This window comes from Bradyrhizobium sp. Ghvi (assembly GCF_900115265.1).
In the GTDB taxonomy this organism is placed as follows: Bacteria; Pseudomonadota; Alphaproteobacteria; order Rhizobiales; family Xanthobacteraceae; genus Bradyrhizobium.
The window spans coordinates 102054-119979 of sequence record NZ_FOVU01000013.1 but is presented as its reverse complement, the minus strand read 5'-3'; the positions used below and the strand labels follow the sequence as shown (position 1 = coordinate 119979).

Below are 17926 nucleotides of genomic sequence, written 5' to 3'. Positions count from 1 at the left end.
AACGAACGCGATCAGATTCAAACAAATAATCAGCAAAATCAATGAAGCCGATCGCTATCCTGCCGCTCATAACGGTCTGGTTGCAGGTTCGAGTCCTGCCGGGCCCACCAGCCAAAATCAGCGGGTTAACAGACTCCGTTGCCATTCGTCAGTCCACCGCACCAGAAACGTCTCGTTTCTGGCCCCAATGGACATACATTGGCAATCGGCAAGCGACAGCTTCACAGGCGGCCTCGCCACAGCTTCTCCGCGTGATCGTAAATTTGGCGGCCCTTTCGCGCGAAATGGCTATGCAGCATGCAAATGTCCTCGCAGCAGCGCTTCTACACTGGCTGCGATCTCCACTAAGCGCCGGTCGGCGTTTCTACGACCAATCAGCATCAGGCCCACGGGAAGACCTTCGAGCGGCAACGGCAGCGAAATCGACGGGCAGTCGAGCAAGTTGGCGATGCGTGGATTGCGCAGAACGAGGCCATTGAGCTCATGGAATGCCGCATCCTCCGCAACGGAGGAAATCAGCGGCGCTCGGACTGGCGTCGTCGGCAGGACGAACAACTCGTTGTTGCTGAAAGACTGTTCGAACGAGCGGATCGCTGCCTGTCGAAGCCGCATCATGCGCACATAGTCCGTGGCGAGAATGCCGGCGCCGGCCTCGATGCGGACGCGCGTTCGAGGATCGACCCCATCCAGCGCCGAGACGCCTAAACTGCGCAGCGTTGCTCCGACCTCGATCGACGGGAAGGTGCCGATCTTGTCGATTTGGGCGAGATCGTCGAGAGCGGCCTCGATGGTCCCCTCCTTGACCTGCAAGCCCCCGGATCGAAGCCGCTTCATGGCTTTCTCGAACGCAGCGAGTACCTCGGGTTCGCATCGATCGAACAAGCGTCCGCGGGCAATGTTCAGGCGGAACGTGCCCGGGGATGCGGGCCGCAGCGGCGACGGCGCGCCTTCACCTGAAAGCACCTGATCGGCCACGAAGCAATCCGCGACGTTCGCGGCGATCGGACCGATCGTGTCGAGACTCGATGACAGGGAGAACGCGCCGGCGGTCGGCACGAAACCGCTGGTCGGCTTGAAGCCCACCGCTCCCGACAGCGCGGCCGGAATTCGCAGGGAGCCGCCGGTGTCGCTGCCGATGGCGATGTCGGCCATGCCGCCAATGACGGACACGACAGCGCCCGCTGAAGAGCCTCCCGGAACACGGGTGCGGTCTCGAGGATTGGCCGGCATCCCGTCGTGTGGGTTCGTACCCAACGCGGAGAAAGCGAATTCCGTCATCTGCGTCTTGCCGATAACGATGGCACCCGCAGCCCGCAACCGCTTGACGACCTCGGCGTCTTCAACGGCCGGTCGCAATCGGCGCAGGACAGCCGAGCCCGAGCTCGTGACGGTGCCGGCGACGTCGAACAACGCCTTCACCGAAACGATACGACCATCGAGCGGGCCGCGGGACGCTCCGGCAGCAGCGCGTCGATCCGCAGCCTCAGCCTCCCACCGGGCGCTGTCCGCAAAGACGGCCGTGAAGACGTTCTCCGCTTCCGGCGAGTGGATACGCTCAATCGCTGCCTCAAGCCGTGCCATGGCGGAAGGGTACGATTTTTCCTGCGTTGCTGTCATGCCTGAAGCGCCAGAGGGAAACGTTCAGGAGACGATTGGAAGTACGTCGACATCGTAACTATGCGTCAACGACCGGCTAAGGACCGGATCCTTCAGCTCCATCTCGAACCGCGTCCCCCGCCGAATGCCGCCGATCGCGCCCGGCGTTCCGCAGAACATCAGCGTGCCGGCCGCCAGCATGTCCGTGCCGGTGTAGCGACGGACGAGATCGCGCGGCGTCCTGAGCGAGGAGACCGGGCTCTCCTGGTAGAGAACCCGTTCCCCGTCGATTGTTGCCCAAGAACGAAGGAGCAGTTCATCCCAATGACCCTCGACATCGGCATAGGACCAGAGCCACGGGCCGACCGGCTTGCCGCAAAGCTGCTTCGAAAGAGCGATGCCCGATGCTTCGGCCTTGCGGTCGGTATGATCGGATCCCACGCCGACCCAGAGCCCGTCAGCCATGGCGACGATGACAGGCTCGACCTCGCCGGAACTGTCCGGACCGAGCACGGTCAGCCGGCATTGCTGGGTCAATGTTTGGGCCGCGACGCGGTAGTAGAGCGGTGTCGTTGAGGGGCGCGGAACGCCCAGCGTAGCCAGCTCCTCGATATGGTGCTCGATGGCCGCCGCGTCCCTGCCCGCCCACCCCGCGATGACGAGCGATTCGATCTCGATCCCGACACGGTCGGTCCGGTCCTTTGCGAGGCGGTCAAATTGCAGCAACATGGAATTCCCTATCCTTGTTCGAAGTGGTCAGGACTTCGCCGCGCTCGATCTGTAGCGTCCTGTCGGCGATACGATCGAGCAGCGCGGGCGAGGATTCGGTGATCAGCATGGCAAGGTCGGGCCGGTGCTTGCGCAATTCGCCAAGCGTCCGCGCATAGTCGAGCGCGAGGGCCGGGGCCAGACCCTGGAAGGGTTCATCGAGCAGCAGGACCTTGCGTGCCACCGTCAGCGCGCGACCCAGCGCAACCATCTTTCCCTGTCCTCCGGATACGCCGCCGGCGGGCCGGCCGCGCATCACGTGCAACTCGGGCAGCAGCTGATAGATCTCATCCAGCCTGCGCGCGATCTCGGCACGGTCGAGCTTGAGCGCCAGCGCCGGGAGGCGGATGTTCTCCTCCACGCTCAGCTCTGGAATCAAGCGCCGGTCCTCCGGCGCATAGCCAATGCCGGCGCGGGCGCGGGTGTGGGCAGGCCTGCTGCCGAGATCGTCGGTATCGAGGCGGACAGAGCCTTCGTCCATCGCGATGAGGCCCATGATTGCACGAAGGGTGGTGGTCTTGCCGGCGCCGTTGCGTCCGATCAACACCGTCGTCTTGCGCGCTACGATCTCGCAACTGACGCCGCGCAGCACGCGAACACCCTCGATCGAGACGCTGACCTTGTCGAGCCTGAGCATCAGGCCACCCCTACGACACGTTGGCGAACTTGCGCATTGCTGAACACCTCGTCGGGACGACCCTCGGCCATGATGTTGCCGGCGTTCCACACCAGGACGCGGCTCGCGTAACGCGCGACCACGTCCATGTCGTGCTCGACGAACAGCGCCGTGATGCGGCGCTGGCGCAGCGCGCTCATCAGCGCCTCCATCAGCGGAAAGCGTTCCAGCGCGCTCACTCCGCTGGTCGGCTCATCGAGCAGCAGCAGCCGCGGTTTCAGCGCCAGCGCAACCGCGATGTCCAGCAGCTTGCGATGCCCTTCCGGAAGCGTACTGCTGATCCGGTCGGCATCGCCGGCGAGCCCGACCAGGTCGAGCAACGCCCTCGCCTCGTCGCGCCGCCTCGCCGTTTCAAGCGGCTGCACCGCGCTCCACAGGCCATCGGTTGCCGCCAGGGCGAGCATCATGTTGTCGATCACGCGCTGTGCGGAGAAGAGCTGCGGGATCTGGAATGCGCGGGCGACGCCACGGCGCGCGATGGCGCGTGGCGACAAATGGGTGATGTCGTGACCGTCGAGCTGCACGCTGCCCGACTTGGGCCGGATGTAGCCCGTGCAGATGTTGAGCAGCGTCGTCTTGCCCGACCCGTTCGGACCGATGATGGCGAGAAACTCGCCATCATGGATCGCGATGCTGACGTCGTCAGCGGCCTTGACGCCGTTGAATGCGACGTGGAGGCCTTTTGCTTCCAGGATGGGACGCGTCATAGGCTCGTCGCCTCCTTGCGCGCGAACAAGCCATAGACCCCTTGCGGCATGAACATGATCACGATGATCAGCGTCATACCCACGATCAAATTCCAGGAATCGGTGACGGTCACGGCGGCGCTGTGCAGCAATTCCAGAAACAGGGCGCCAATGAACGCGCCTGGAACGCCACCGATGCCGCCGAGCACGGCGATCAGCACGAGGTGGCCCGATGCGGTCCAGAACGCGAAATCCGGCACCACGCGACCGATCGCAAAGCCGGCGATCGCGCCGCCAAGACCGGCGAGCGCGGCCGAGATGACATAGGCGATCAGCAGAACCGCCCAGACCGGAATGCCCAGATATTCAAGCCGGATCTCGTTCGTGTGGACGGCCGAGAGCGCGTGACCGAGCGGGCTGTTCAGATAGCGCTGCACGGCAAGGCCAACGAGCACCATGAGCCCCAGGCTGAGATAGAACAGCACGCTCTTGAACGCCGGCTCGCCAAGCGCGATCCCGAACACCGCCGGGACCGGCACAGGCATGCCGTCGGTCCCGCCGGTGACGCCGTAGAGCTTGGCGCACAGCGCGTAGAACACCATCGAGACAGCGAGATTCAACATCGCGAAGAAGATCGCGCGATAGCGGACGAGAAACGATCCGGCGACCGCGCCGACGAGCGCCCCGCCCAGCACCGACAGGATCAACAGCAGCCCCAGATCATTGACGCCGGCGCGCGCCAGGAACGCGACCGCATAGGCACTGGCGGCAAAAAACATCGCGTGGCCGATCGAGATCAGTCCGGCGCGGAGCAGTACGGCGACGCCGAGCGCCGCAAAGCCCTTGGCGATCGCAAGCGTCAGGACGAATTGCAGCCACGGCGCAGCGACAGGCAGCAGGGTGAGGATGAGGACCGCCGCAGCGGCAATGATAGCTGGCATCATATCCTCCGCGCCGTCACCGATCCGAACAGGCCGTAGGGACGGATCAGAAGAACGACAAGCATCGCCGCATAGGGCGCGACCGCATCCAGTGACGGCGCCAGATAGATCGCGAGCACGCGCGCCAGGCCGACGATCAAGGAGGCCAGTGCGGCGCCTTCGATCCGTCCGAGGCCGCCGATCGCCGCAACGGCAAAGGCGAGCACCATGGTGTCGGCGCCGAGACCCGGCGCGATGCCTGAGGTCGGCGTCGCCAGCGCGCCGCCCAAAGCGGCAAGGAACACGCCGAGCGAAAACGCCAGGATGAAGATTCGGTTGGTATCGATGCCGATCGACTGCGCCATCTCACGGTCGGCGACGACGGCCGTGATCAGGCGTCCCAGCCTTGTGTGGTTGATCAGGAGCCGCAGGCCGACGACGACGAGGAGCGCCATCGCGATCAGGAGGATCTGATAGTTGAGATAGACAACGCCACCGATGCTGGTGGTGCCGAGCAATCGCATCGGCGCGTCCTCATAGAAGGACTGGACGCCGAAGATCACGCGCTGAAGGTCTTCGAGAATGAGGAACAGTCCGAACGTGATCAGGATCTGCACCGCCTCCGATTTGCCATAGGTCCAGCGGACCAGTCCGCGCTCAATCAGCGGACCGAATATGGCCGCGACGCCCACGGCACTGAAGAGCAACGCCAGGAACGACAAATACGGATTGAGCTGGCGGCTCGCGATGAACAGGCAGATCGAGGCCGCAACATAGCCGCCGATCGAATACAGGCTGCCATGGGCGACGTTGAGGACGCGCAGCACGCTGAATACCAGCGTCAGGCCGACCGCCGCGAAGAAAATCAACGCGGCGCTCGCCAGACTATCCAGCAGCAGGGGGATGATTGCATTCGACATCGGCTTCCGCCTTCCGTGACTGGAATCAGGTGAACGTCATCCCGCTCTATTTGTAACTGCCTGGCTTCGGCAGGCTCTTGGCAAACTCGGGCTTGAGCGTCGCAATCCACGCCAGCGGATCCTGGCCGGCCTGCGGCATCAGGCTGTCACCCTTGTAGCGGACCATGTCGCCGATCATGGGCAATTGCTGCGCCGGTGTCTTTATGGTGACGCCGACGATCTGGTCGACGAGGCCGTCATTGTCCGCGCGGGTCTGGGCGGTGCCGGTCAGGGTCTCGACCTTGCTGCCCTTCATGGCATCGGCGAGCTCGGCACGTGTCGGCCATTTGCCGCCGTTCTTCTGCATCGCGGTGTCGTAGGCGGCTTTCACGTAGATCAGCGCGTTGGCCATCTTGATCGACGGGAACACCGGGTACTCGCCGAAGCGCGCCTTGTAGGCTTCGGCAAACTTCACCGTCTCCGGCTTCGCCTTGGCGTCCGGCGACATCCACCAGCCGTCGCCGAGAACACCGACGATCACCCCGTCAGGCAGCGGCACGCGCTGCAGCACCGTCTCGCCGAGTGCGAGGATCACCTGGCTGGAGGTGAAGATCCCACGCGGCGCGGCCTGACGAACGAAGTTCTCGAGATCGGCACCCCAGAGATTGGAGAAAACGACATCCGGGCGCGCGGTGGAGAGGCGCGAGATCTCGGTCTGGTAATTCGGTGAGCCCAGCTTCGGATAGAGCTCGGCGACGATCTCGACGTCGGGCTTCAGCGCCTTCAGGGCCGCGGTGAAGATCTTCGCCGCATCATGGCCGAACGCATAGTCCGGGTTGATGATCGCCACCGTCTTCACGTCGGGTTTGCGGTCCAGCAGGTAGATCGCGTAGGCGATGAATTCGGGCACGGTGTTGCCGTTCGGGCGGAACACATATTTGCTCTTGCCGTCCATCAGCAGCTGATGGGTATCGCAGTTCCAGCCCACGGTGGGGACCTCCAGCTGCTCGGCGAGCGGCGCCAGCGCCAGGCAATTCGCACTCGACAAAGCGGCGATCATCACCTGGTTCTTCGCATCCCCGGCGAGCCGGCGATATTCGGCGATCACACCCTGCGCGCCCTGCGCCTCGTCGACATAGGTCGCGCTGACCGGCACGCCTCCGATGCCGCCCTTTGCATTGATCTCGTCGATCATGAGATCGGCGGCGTTCTTGCCCGGCATGCCGTAGGCCGCGGCGGGACCGGATGTGAACGTGAAGATACCCAGCCCCAACGTGCTCGGCTTTTCCTGTGCCGCGACGGGGGTCGCCGCCACGATGCCGATCGCAAGCGCGCCTGCAAGACCGTCAACCACCAACCGGACATTGCTCCGTGGCAACCCGCGATCAAGTCTGAAGAGCCGTTCAAACGACGACAGGCAACGCGCAACTATGATGGACATACCTCTGGACGTCATGACTCCCCCTTGTGCTGGTCGAATGATGTTGTGCGGCCGCGATCCGGATCACACCGGATCGAAATAGTGCATCTCCAGAAGCAGGCAGCCGTTCACCGACTTGAACGGGCCATGCGGCGCGTGCGGTGGGCGGCAGGCATAAGTGTTCGGCGGAAAGCTCTCTCCGCCCTCGCCCTTCGCATCGTTGCCGACGATCAGATCGCCCGAGACCAGATAAACCTCTTCCCAATACTCGTGGGAGAACGGTGCAGTGGTGTAGACCCCCGGCGCGAAGCGGAGCAGCCGCGTCCGCGTCCCGCGCCGGTTCTCCTCGTCCAATCCGCCAGAAATGATCTTCTGCTGGATGCCGGCCGGATATCCCGCCGGCACTTCCCAGCCGGTGGTCATGTCGAGCGTGTAGAATTCGTCGTGCTTCTTGTTGACGGGCATGTGCTGTCTCTCCTGTTCAGGCGGCTTTGCTGGCGGCCGAGACCCCGTTGAGGTCGTAGGAATCAAGCATGGTCTGCACCAGCCGGTCGGCGCCGGCCCAATCGTAGGTGCGATAGGAATGACCCTTGGTGACGAAGGTCGCGCCGGCGTAGAACATCTCGTATTGCTGATGGCGCGAGCCGAACTCCGAGCCGACAGCATCCCAGGCGAGCTTGTAGAATTTGACCCGGTCATGCGAGTTGGCCTTAGGCGACTGCTGGGTCTTGCCGATCAGGGCCGCGATCTCGGGATTGTCGAAGTCCGCCACCGACGAAGGCAGCATGATCATGCCGCCGCCGGCGAGCTCGCGGAGCGTATTGATGACGTGCCCATAGAGCTGCTGGGTCAGCACCTGCGCGGAATAGAGCGTGTGACGGTCCGGGATGAAATAAGGACCGACCTGCGTGCCCTTGGCTTCCATCGCGGCCACCAGCGCGTCGACCATGCCGGTCTCGGCAGCGAGCTGGCCGAGCATTTCGCGCACCTGCGGGAACTGGGTGACGCCGTTCATGTCCGCGGTCCGATGCGCAAGGCCGGTCAGGAACTTGAGCTTGACGCTCAGGCGGACCATCGCCTGGTAGTTCTGGTAGACGTGGCACGGCGTGGCGTGAAACTGCTTCTGGCACATCTCGACATTGCCTTCGATGAAGACACGGTCCCATGGCACCTTCACGTCATCGAAATACAGAACCGAGTCGTTCTCGTCGAAACGGCTCGACAAGGGATTGTCGAACACGGCGCCGGCAGCATCCTCGTAGGACTTGCGCGACAGCATCTTGAGGCCCTTGGTGTTCATCGGAATCGCGAACGACATCGCATAGCGTTCTTCGCCGGGACGCATCGGCTGGATGGTCGTGACGAAGACCTCGTCGGCCACCACGCCACCGGTGGCGAGCATCTTGGCGCCACGGATCGTGATCCCCTCGGCATCGCGGTCGACGACGCCGGCGGTGAGGAACGGATCCGCCTGTTCGGCGGCCCCCTTCGAACGGTCGGCCTGCGGATTGATGATGACGTAGGTGAGATAGAGGTCCTTATCGCGGGCGTAGCGGTAGTAGCTCTCAAGCGCGCCGGCACGGGCGGGATCATATGCCTTGAAGGCGTCGAGCCCCATGTAGAGCCCGGAAATGCAGGACGCCACGTGGTCCGGCGCGCGCCCCATGAAGCCGGCATGCAGCGAGGCCCACGCCTCCAGCGCCTTTCGCCGCGTCACGAGCTCGGCATAGGAGGTCGGAAGCTGCCAGATGCGGTTGGCGCGACCTGCACCCGTGTCAAACGTCATCAGATCCGCGTTCGCCGGCGCACTTGCGAAGTCGAACAGGCCCGCCATGGAGCTGGCGAGGTTGCGGAAGGCATGGTGCGTCGTGACATCGCCGACCGAGGCGCCATTGATGTAGATGGTCCGGCCATCCTTCAGGCCTGACAGATATTCCTTTGCGCTACGCATCGCAGGTCTCCGGTTCAAAGCTAGTAGTGAATGGGGAGCGGCCAGGTCGGCTCGCGCTCGGTTTCGTCGATGAGATCGCGGTAGCGGCCGCGAAAGAAGATCAGGGGAGCGGCGGCCTCGGTCCGACTCGCGTGCTTGATGACACGGACGACGAAAATCACGTGGTCGCCGCCCTCGTAGATCGCGTAGGGCGCGCATTCGAAATGGGCCATCGCGCCTGAGATCAGCGGAGCCTCGGCATGGCCGACCGACGTCTTCACCTGGTCCCATTTGTCGGACAGAGCGCGCGCGAATTGGTTGGAGATCTGCTCCTGATCACGCGCGAGAATGTTGACGGCGAAGCCCTTGGCTTCGAGCATTGCCGGCAGGCTGCGGGCCTTGCGGTCGACACTGAAGAGAACGAGCGGCGGATCGAGCGAGACGGAGTTGAACGAGCTCATGGTCATGCCGATGAGCTCTCCGCCCTTGCCGCGCGCAGTCACCACCGCAACGCCGGTGGCGAATTCGCCGAGGGCACGCCTGAATGCACGATCCTCCATGGATACCGCCTCGTCGCAGGTCCTGATTTATAATTCTCAGATAGCTTTTTGACAAAGCTATTTGGAAATGTCAATACCCTTGCTGACCGAGCGCATCCGTGCTCTTTAGGCAGCGTTCAACGCTATGATTTTGCGGAGAGAATGCCCGTGTCCGATGCGCTGCTGACGGCCTCGAAGCCCGAGTTGCTCGACAAGGACGGAGATCGCACGCTTCGCGGCGTCCTCTACGACTATTTTGCGTTCGGACGGAGCCTGGAAGCCGCCCGCGAGACATTCGCGAGCTTTGTCGGTCTATCGCCCACCCAGTATCTGATCCTGATCGCGATCAAGAATTCGACCGCGGAAAAACCGATGGGTGTCAATCAGGTCGCCGAGCGGCTGTACTTAAGCGGCGCCTTCGTTACCAACGAGATCAACAAGCTGGTATCGGACGGTCTGCTCGAGAAACGTCCCCATCCCGGAGACGGACGGCGGGTGCAGCTTGCCCTCACCCAGCACGGAATGAGCCTGTTGATCCGCCTTGCCGCGTTGCAGCGGCCGGTCAACGACGCACTGTTTGGAATGCTGACGCGCGAGGAATTCAAAATGCTGGGCCAGCTGTTGTCCCGGCTCGCTTCAAACGCTGATAGCGCGTTGAAGCTGGCCATACATGTGCAGGCTACGCTCAAGTCGCAGGAGGATCAGCGGGCCTCCACAGCGAGTCCGTCGGACTCCCGCAAGAAGCGGCGCGCAACGCGCCTTAGCGGTCGATAGAGCCAATCGGAGGTTGGCGTTTTGCTCAGCCCGCGGCCCAATTCGGAGGCGAAGACACACACCGAAAAGCGAAGCGAGTGAAGGCTGCCGCGCCGAAGCCCAACGGGCGAAGGCGGGCGCGGCGTGCGATCCCCGCTCAGCTCAACTTCAACAGTCCTATTCTACGGGTATCCTGATTTCGCCCAGTCCCTCGATCCCGCCCGTCATCACTTGCCCCCGCTGAACGGGGCCGACGCCCTCGGGCGTGCCGGTCATGATGATGTCGCCAGGTTTGAGAGCGATCGACTGCGAGCAGATCGAGATGATGTCCGGCACGGGCCAGATCAGCTTGGAGATATCGGAGTCCTGCTTGAGCGCACCATCGACGGCGAGCCAGATGCGCCCGGCGTCGGGATGACCGACTTCCGAGACCGGCCGCAGCGGGCCGATCGGCGCCGATAGATCAAAGCCCTTGCCCCAATCCCAGGGACGGCCCTGCTCGCGGGCCTGAAGCTGCAGATCCCTACGGGTTAGATCGATGCCAACGCCGTAGCCCCAGACATGATCGAGCGCGCGCTCCGTGGGGATGTCCGTTCCGCCGTGCCCGATCGCAACGATCAGCTCGATCTCGTAATGGAAATTGTTGGTCTGCGGCGGATAGGGAACCGTCGTGCCGTCGTCCACGACCGTGTCCGCGGGCTTCAAGAAGAAGAACGGCGGCTCGCGATCGGGATCGCGCCCCATCTCGCGGGCGTGCGCCGCGTAGTTGCGGCCAACGCAGATGATCCGGCGCACCGGAAAGCGGGCCGTCGAATTGTGGACCGCGACCGAGGCATGCGGCGGCGGCGGCAAAACGAAATCAGAGTGAGTGTCGGCGTTAGGCATTGCCGCGGTCCTCCCGGAAAAGATGCAGGGCTTCCTGAATGGGTCGATCGGAATAGGAGAAGATCACGGCATCGCCATCGACCGCCTCGTGACGCACGCGACACCAGGAAGGAACGACGAAGATGTCGCGCTTGCCCCACTCGACCACGATGTCCTCGCCTGTCCGAGACGAGATGACGCTGCGGCCCTTACCCTCGATCGGCACGAACACCGTGGCGTCCGTCGAGCGGTAGGACGCGGTCGCAAAGCCCTTTGGCAAGAGCTGGATGAAGGTCGCCATGGTGGCCATGGCGTGATTGCCCGTGATCGGATTGGTGTAGCGCATCTTGAGCCCGTGACAGGGATCCCAGGCGGCAGCACGCCGCAGCCGCTCGAGCGCCTCGCGCGTGCGTGCATGGGGATAGTTGAATACCGGCGAGGTGCCGCCACCGCCCTTGTGGTCGACCGGAAGCAGGTTGACGCCATAGCGGGCGTCGCTGTCGCCGACCGGACGGATGATCGGCTGTTCGTCGACATCGAGATGCTCGGCGAACGACGCATCCAGCATCTGGATGACGGGAATGTCGAGCCCGTCGAGCCAGAACACCGGATCGGAGCTGGGGTTGCCGTGATCATGCCAGGCCCAGGGCGGCGTTATGATGAAATCGCCCTCGTGCATGATGGTGCGCTCGCCGTTCACCGCCGTGTAGGCGCCCTCGCCTTCGAGGATGAAGCGCAGCGCGGATTGGGTATGGCGATGCGCCGGCGCGACCTCACCTGGCATCACCAGCTGCACGCCGGCGTAGAGATCCGTCGTGATCTTCGACTGCCCCCGCAAGCCCGGATTTTCGAGAACGAGAACCCTGCGCTCCGCCTCCTTGGCGGTGATGAGGTTTCCGGCCTCGAGCATGTAGGCGCGGATCTCGTCGAAGCGCCAGGACGCGGGCCGGCACGCGCTTCTCGGTTCGGGCGTGACGAGATCGGCCAGCGACAGCCACAGGGCCGTCAGATTCCTCTTGTCGATCTTGTCGTAGAAAGCGCGACGCTCCGGCGTGTCGGCGGTCGGCGCCATGATGGCTTGATGGGACATGGTCTGTCTCGCTGTTAGTGATGGAGGGTCGCGGCCGATGGCACGAGCTTGAGCGACGGCTCCCGCCGGCGCAGAGCGATCACCGCGAGGCCCGCCAGCACGGCCGGCACCGCCGCGGTCAGGACGACGGACTGCGCAGTCCACCCGAAGCCAAGCAAGACGCCTCCCGCGACCGGGCCTATGATCGAGCCGATGCGGCCCACACCCAGCGCCCAGCCCACGCCGGTGGAGCGGATCTCGGTCGGATAGAGGCCGGCGGCCAGCGCGTTCATGCCGATCTGCGCACCGACGACGCCGAAACCGGCGAGGAAGGTCGAGATCATCAGCGTCCAGACGTTGGCCGACCCGAATGCGATCCCCGCGATGAAGAGCGCCGAGGCCAGATAGGCGCCGCCAAGCACCAGATACGGCTCGAGCCGATCGACGAAGCGGCCAAGAACGATCGCGCCGACGACACCCCCGGCATTCAGCACTGCCGTCGAGAGGATCGCGATTTTGAGCGGCAGGCCACTCGCCTTGAGCAGCGAGGGCATCCAGTTCACGAGGAAGTACATGACGAGCAGGTTCATGAAGAACGCGACCCATAGCAGCACCGTCATGGATGCTCGGCCTTCGACGAGGAGCTTCGTCGCCGGGAAACCGGACGCTTGCGAGCCATGCACGACGTAGCGGCTCGCCGCGGTCGCGGAGATGCCCGGATCAAGCCTCGCGAGCAATTTCGCGATCCTGACATCTGCGACGTCGCGCGTCAGGAGATAGCGGATCGACTCGGGCAGCCAGGCCAACAGCACGATCAGGGTGAGAAGCGGAAGCACGCCGCCGACGACGAAGACCGCCTGCCAGCCGAACGCCGCGATCAGAGGCGCGCTGATCAGGCCGCCGATCGTCGAGCCCAGCGGAAAGCCGCAGAACATGATGGCGATGAGCAGCGCGCGCATCCGCTTCGGCGCGTATTCGCTGGTCAACGCGACGATGTTGGGCATGGCGCCGCCGAGGCCGAGGCCGGTCAGGAAGCGGTAGACCAAGAGCTCGTTCAGCGTGGTCGCGCGCGCCGTGACGAGTGCAAACACCCCGAACAGCAGCACGGACAGCAGGATCACGCTCTTTCGGCCGAGCCGGTCGGCCGCCGGGCTGAGGACGAATGCTCCGACGGCGAGTCCGGCGAGGCCCGCGCCGAAGATCGGACCGAAGCCGGCCATGGCGATCCCCCATTTCTCGGCAATCACAGGCGCGACATAGGCGATCGCCTGGGTGTCGAAACCGTCGAGCAGCGCAATCCACGCGCAAAGAACGAGAATCAGAAGCTGGAGGCGTCCGAACCGCGCCTCTTCGATGACCTCGGTTACGTCGACAATATCAGCAGCGGACATCACGAACTCCAGTGAGCGTGGGTTTCTAGGCTGTGACTTCAGGAGACTTGGGAGAGCAGGCTGCTGGTTCAGGCCACCAACGGGGCGCTGCGCAACTTCTGCCGGTCGATCTTGCCCGTGCCCGTCTTCGGCAGATCGGACCGATATTCGATCAGGCGCGGGTATTTGTAGGGAAGCAGCTTCGATTTGACGTGATCCTGCAGCTCCCGCGTCAACGTCTCGCTCGCCGCATGACCGTCGCGAAGGATCACGAAGGCTTTCGTGGTCATACGGCGATCGGGAAGCTCGAGACCAAGGACCGCGCATTCACGGACGGCGGGATGGTCGGACAGGCACAGCTCGATCTCGACCGGGTAGATCCACTGGCCGCTCACCTTGATGAGATCGTCGACACGGCCGACGAAGGTGAAGAAGCCGTCGGCATCCTCAACCAGCCTGTCGCCGGTCCAGATCCAGCCCGCCTCACGCATGGTCTGCGCAGTCTTGTCGGGCCTATTCCAGTAGCACGGCGCATTGGAGTGACCGCGCACCCACATCACGCCTTCTTCGCCTTGGGCGACAGGCGCCCCTTCGGGTGTCGTTAACCGGATCTCGTAGCCGGGCACGCGCTTGCCGGCGGTACCAGTCTTCTTCTGCTCGCGCGTGTTGGAGAGATAGATGTGCAGCACTTCGGTCGATCCGAGCCCTTCGACGATCTCGAGCCCGAAGCGTCGCCTCCACTCGTTGAAGATATCCTGCGACAGCACTTCGGCGGCCGACAGGCAGAGACGCACGCTCGACAGGTCGGCGGTTTCGATGCGCGGATGATGCAGCATCGCGTTGTACAGCGTCGGCAGGCCGAAGAAGAGCGTCGGCTTGAACCGCTCGATCAGGTCCAGGACAGCGCCCGGCTCGGGCCGCCCGGCGAGCAGCACCGTGCTGGCGCCGACCGAGAACGGGAACGTGATCGAATTGCCGAAGCCATAGGCGAAGAAGATCTTCGGCACGGAGAAGCAGATATCGCTCTCGGTGATGCCGAGAATGTACTGTCCGAAGCTGTCAGCCGTGTAGGCCATATCGTGCTGGAGATGCACGATCCCCTTCGGCCGGCCGGTGCTGCCGGAGGAGTACATCCAGAACGCCATGTCATCGCGACGCGTGGGCGCAGCTTCCAGCTCTGCAGGAAATTGGGCGAACCATCGATCGCCATCCAGCACCTTGATTGAGGACGGCTCTCGCGCTGCGTCACCGTTGAGAATGATCAACGTGCGCAACCGTGTTCCCGCAATCGTTTCCCGGTCGAACAGGGCGGCGTACTCGGCATCGACGACCGCGACTGGCGCGGCCGAATCATGCAGGTAGAAGCCGATGAGGTCCTTGGGCGACAGCGTATTGATCAGCATCGGCACGAAGCCGGCACGGACCGCGCCGAAAAACACCGCGGGATAGGACGCCGTGTCGTTCAGCAGCAGCAGCACGCGGTCACCGGCGACGAGCCCGAGCGACTTCAGCGCATTGCCGCATTTGGCGGCCTTGGCGCACAATTCACCATAGCTGGTGTTGCCGGTCGCGGTAAAAATCGCGACCTTGTCAGCACGACCCGCCACGAGATTAGCGAACAGGATTTCGCTGGCGTTGTAGTGCTCGGCAATTTCGAAGCCGATCTCCCGGGCGCCGGGAGCATTGCCGGGCACATGGTCCACGATCGTGTCGGCGAACACGAGGTCGTTTCGATCCGTCATCATGGCGTCCTCATCATCGCGAATGGGTGGAGGCTAATGAATTGGCGTCGTAGCGCGCCATGAAGCGCGGCGACATCGCGCGGAGCTGATTGTCGTCGATCCGCCCCGAACGGGTGATGTAGCTGTAGCCGAAATCCAGCGGCTCCAGCTTCATGTGCTCGGCAAAACGCTCGTACCAGGCCGCGCTGGTCCTGGCGGCCTTGACCAGCTTCTCCACCAACGGGCGGCGCACGGCCTCGTAGCGCTCCAGCGCACGGCGGAGATTGCCGGGCTCAGCGTCCAGCGCATTGACGAGGGCGATGACATCCTCGAGGGCGAGGCGCGTGCCGGACCCGATCGAGAAATGCGCCGTGTGGAGCGCATCGCCGACCAGGACCATGTTGCGGTGAGACCAGCGGTCGTTCCACAGCCAGGGAAAATTGCGCCAGACCGACTTGTTGGTGACGAGCGGGTGCCCTTCGAGCGCGTCGGCGAACACCTTTTCGCAAAACGCCTTGCTCTCTTCCTCGGTCTTCTCCGCGAAGCCGGCACGGAGCCAGGTTGTACGATCGCACTCCACGATGAACGTGCTCATCGTCGGCGAGTAGCGGTAGTGATGAGCGTTGAAGCTGCCGAACTCGGATTCGACGAAGGTCTGGGTCAGCGTCTCGAAGCGCTTGGTGGTGCCGTACCAAGCGAACTTGTTGTGGTCGTAGGACAGCGACGTCGCGAAGTCGCCCTCAAAGCTCCGTCGCACCAGCGAGTTGATGCCGTCGGCGGCCACGATCAGGTCGTATCCCGCGAGCTCGTCGACGGAGCGCACGAGCTTCCCGAAGTGCAGATTTGCGCCGGCGGATCGCGCGCCTTCAGTCAATTGCGTGATGAAATCGAGCCGTCCGACCGCGGAGAAGACGACGCCGTCGAGCACGACGCGCTCGCCGCGATGAACGAGCGTGATGTCGCGCCACGTCTCCATGCGCGCAGACACGGCTTGCTCGGTTTCCGGATCGTCGGCGCGAAGGAAGTCGAGCGCCTTGTCGGAGAAGACGACGCCAAATCCCCAGGTCGCGCCTTCGGGATTCTGCTCGAAGACATCGACATGATCCTCGGGATGTCGACGCTTCCAGAGGGTGGCGAAATACAGCCCCGCAGGACCGCCTCCCAGCACAGCAATGCGACTGAACCGCATGACTTTCCTACCCTGTTGCTTTTGATCGCCGTTCTTATTTGCGTATTATGCAATCAATTTCGTATCGTGCAAGATGTTTCTTGCGCTGTAGGGAATTATTTTTCGTATATGGAAATGGCGAAGGCCACCAGACTTGTGCCCGCCGTTGAGCTGGAGGAGGAATTCGGATGTTCGAGACAGCTTTCACGATCGAGTGGGGCGATTGCGACGAAGCCGGAATCGTCTTTTATCCCAACTACTTCTATTGGTTTGACTGCACCTATCAGCGCTGGCTGCGGAAGCTCGGATTGAGCCAGCGCGAGCTCAGGCGCCGCTTCAAAAGCGTCACGCCGCTGGTCAATGTCGGCGCCAGGTTTGTCGGACCTGCGCGCTATGACGATGAACTGGTGATCCGCGCAGAAGTGGCCGAGTGGCAAGAGCGACGGTTTCGGATCGACTACAACCTGTCGGTCCGAAACGTGCAGATTGCCAGCGGCTTCGAGCAGCGCGCCTGGGCCGCGGTCACGGATACAGGCGAACTCCGCGGCGCGAGCGTGCCACAAGAGTTCAGGGACATGATGAGATGAAACGAATGCGGGCAAAAGAGACTGATGACGAGAGCGGCGGGACGGCCCCCGGCGGCATCCAGGCTCTCGACGCTGCGCTATCGGTCCTGCGAGTCCTCCGATCCTTTGATGGGCCAGCGACGCTGTCGGATATCGCGCGCGAAGCCGGCATGCCGCCGAGCAAGGTGCATCGCTATCTCGCGAGCTTCATTCATGCGGGCCTTGCCGTGCAGAAGGAGCGTTCCGGCCGCTACGACCTCGGCCGCGAAGCGGCAGAATTGGGTGTCGCGGCCATCAGCCGGAACAACTTCGTCGTCCGCGCCTCCGACGAGCTCGAGGAATTGGCCGGGGTGACCGGACAGGCCGCACTGCTTGCCGTCTGGAGCCACAATGGCCCAACCGTCGTGCGACTGGAGAGAGGGCCACATCTGACGACCACGTCGATCGGTCTCGGCAGCACGTTTCCCTTGCTGGATTCCGCGACCGGACGCGTCTTCCTGTCCTATCTGCCGTCACCGCAGTTGGCCGTGCGGCTGCAAAACGAACTCGAGCGCGCCGCTTCTGTCGGCGTGAGCTGGCCGGATCTCAATCCCAACCCGGCAAGCGTCGAGGCATTGACGACGAAAATCCGGCGCGAGCGCATCGCCTATGTCGATGGACGTTACATTCCAGGCTTGATCGCGATCTCATCCGCGATCACGAACTGGCAAGGCGAGATCGAAGTCGCCGTGACCCTGTTCGGCACGCACAGGGAATTGCTGCAACCGGATAGTCCTGCGCGGACCGCCTTGATCGACTTTGCCTCGCGTCATTCGATCGCTCCACCGGCTCAGCTGGGCAAGCCGCGCGACGCGCGAGCGCGTTAGCTGGCACGGGCGGTGCATCTTGCCGCTATTTGATGGCGCCCTTCGGGCTACGCGTGGCGCAGCCGAGCGGAGAGCGAGGGCGAAGCGTGGTGTCCGGCGTAGCTTGAACGAAGTG

Annotated in this window: 18 protein-coding genes; 3 read left to right on the top strand and 15 right to left on the bottom strand. The window is 63.4% G+C overall.

Annotation, left to right across the window (positions count from 1 at the left end):
• Positions 1-288 precede the first annotated feature (288 nt).
• From BM374_RS32650 to BM374_RS32605, 10 genes are all read right to left on the bottom strand, one after another.
• Complete coding sequence (locus BM374_RS32650) at positions 289-1617, bottom strand: amidase family protein (RefSeq protein WP_092302339.1); 1329 nt, start codon at positions 1615-1617, stop codon at positions 289-291.
• Positions 1618-1641: 24 nt separating this feature from the next.
• Positions 1642-2325, bottom strand: coding sequence for a DUF2848 domain-containing protein (locus BM374_RS32645; RefSeq protein WP_092302337.1), 684 nt, complete (start codon positions 2323-2325; stop codon positions 1642-1644).
• Entirely contained in the window at positions 2309-3001 is a 693-nt protein-coding gene (locus BM374_RS32640; RefSeq protein WP_092302335.1) for an ABC transporter ATP-binding protein, read from the bottom strand. The genes BM374_RS32645 and BM374_RS32640 overlap by 17 nt, the downstream gene beginning before the upstream one ends.
• The gene (locus BM374_RS32635; RefSeq protein WP_092302333.1) at positions 3001-3747 is read right to left on the bottom strand and encodes an ABC transporter ATP-binding protein; all 747 of its coding nucleotides are present in this window, start codon (positions 3745-3747) and stop codon (positions 3001-3003) included. Before BM374_RS32635 ends, BM374_RS32640 begins: the two co-directional genes overlap by 1 nt.
• Positions 3744-4667 (bottom strand): branched-chain amino acid ABC transporter permease, encoded by a 924-nt coding sequence (locus tag BM374_RS32630; protein WP_092302402.1) that lies wholly within the window; start codon positions 4665-4667, stop codon positions 3744-3746. The genes BM374_RS32635 and BM374_RS32630 overlap by 4 nt, the downstream gene beginning before the upstream one ends.
• On the bottom strand, positions 4667-5566 hold the full coding sequence (locus BM374_RS32625) for a branched-chain amino acid ABC transporter permease (RefSeq protein ID WP_092302331.1): 900 nt from the start codon (positions 5564-5566) through the stop codon (positions 4667-4669). The genes BM374_RS32630 and BM374_RS32625 overlap by 1 nt, the downstream gene beginning before the upstream one ends.
• A 46-nt stretch (positions 5567-5612) precedes the next feature.
• Positions 5613-6899, bottom strand: a complete 1287-nt coding sequence (locus BM374_RS32620; protein WP_092302400.1) for an ABC transporter substrate-binding protein — start codon at positions 6897-6899, stop codon at positions 5613-5615.
• Positions 6900-7049: 150 nt separating this feature from the next.
• The gene (locus tag BM374_RS32615) at positions 7050-7430 is read right to left on the bottom strand and encodes a cupin (RefSeq protein WP_092302329.1); all 381 of its coding nucleotides are present in this window, start codon (positions 7428-7430) and stop codon (positions 7050-7052) included.
• A gap of 16 nt (positions 7431-7446) precedes the next feature.
• Entirely contained in the window at positions 7447-8916 is a 1470-nt protein-coding gene (locus BM374_RS32610; protein WP_092302327.1) for a 4-hydroxyphenylacetate 3-hydroxylase family protein, read from the bottom strand.
• Positions 8917-8936: 20 nt separating this feature from the next.
• Complete coding sequence (locus tag BM374_RS32605; protein ID WP_092302325.1) at positions 8937-9455, bottom strand: flavin reductase family protein; 519 nt, start codon at positions 9453-9455, stop codon at positions 8937-8939.
• Positions 9456-9503: 48 nt separating this feature from the next.
• Here BM374_RS32605 and BM374_RS32600 point away from each other — a divergent pair, with 48 nt between their 5' ends.
• A complete protein-coding gene (locus BM374_RS32600) occupies positions 9504-10208 on the top strand; it encodes a MarR family winged helix-turn-helix transcriptional regulator (RefSeq protein WP_244552774.1) in 705 nt (234 codons plus the stop codon).
• A 156-nt stretch (positions 10209-10364) separates the two neighbouring features.
• On the opposite strand, the gene BM374_RS32595 is transcribed toward BM374_RS32600, so the two are convergent.
• The 5 genes from BM374_RS32595 to BM374_RS32575 form a co-directional block, all read right to left on the bottom strand.
• Complete coding sequence (locus tag BM374_RS32595; protein ID WP_092302322.1) at positions 10365-11072, bottom strand: fumarylacetoacetate hydrolase family protein; 708 nt, start codon at positions 11070-11072, stop codon at positions 10365-10367.
• Positions 11065-12141: a gentisate 1,2-dioxygenase gene (gene gtdA, locus BM374_RS32590; protein WP_244552773.1), complete on the bottom strand. Its 1077-nt coding sequence runs from the start codon at positions 12139-12141 to the stop codon at positions 11065-11067. The genes BM374_RS32595 and gtdA overlap by 8 nt, the downstream gene beginning before the upstream one ends.
• 14 nt (positions 12142-12155) lie before the next feature.
• The gene (locus tag BM374_RS32585) at positions 12156-13511 is read right to left on the bottom strand and encodes an MFS transporter (RefSeq protein WP_092302320.1); all 1356 of its coding nucleotides are present in this window, start codon (positions 13509-13511) and stop codon (positions 12156-12158) included.
• 68 nt (positions 13512-13579) lie between these two features.
• Entirely contained in the window at positions 13580-15235 is a 1656-nt protein-coding gene (locus BM374_RS32580; protein ID WP_244552772.1) for a benzoate-CoA ligase family protein, read from the bottom strand.
• A gap of 10 nt (positions 15236-15245) precedes the next feature.
• Positions 15246-16400 (bottom strand): FAD-dependent monooxygenase, encoded by a 1155-nt coding sequence (locus tag BM374_RS32575; protein ID WP_092302318.1) that lies wholly within the window; start codon positions 16398-16400, stop codon positions 15246-15248.
• 167 nt (positions 16401-16567) lie between these two features.
• On the opposite strand from BM374_RS32575, the gene BM374_RS32570 reads away from it, so the two are divergent.
• Together BM374_RS32570 and BM374_RS32565 are read left to right on the top strand one after the other, a co-directional pair.
• Positions 16568-16966 (top strand): acyl-CoA thioesterase, encoded by a 399-nt coding sequence (locus BM374_RS32570; RefSeq protein ID WP_210188614.1) that lies wholly within the window; start codon positions 16568-16570, stop codon positions 16964-16966.
• Positions 16963-17811 carry an IclR family transcriptional regulator gene (locus BM374_RS32565; RefSeq protein ID WP_244552771.1) on the top strand — a complete coding sequence of 283 codons (849 nt, stop codon included), beginning with the start codon at positions 16963-16965 and terminating at the stop codon, positions 17809-17811. The genes BM374_RS32570 and BM374_RS32565 overlap by 4 nt, the downstream gene beginning before the upstream one ends.
• Positions 17812-17926 lie beyond the last annotated feature (115 nt).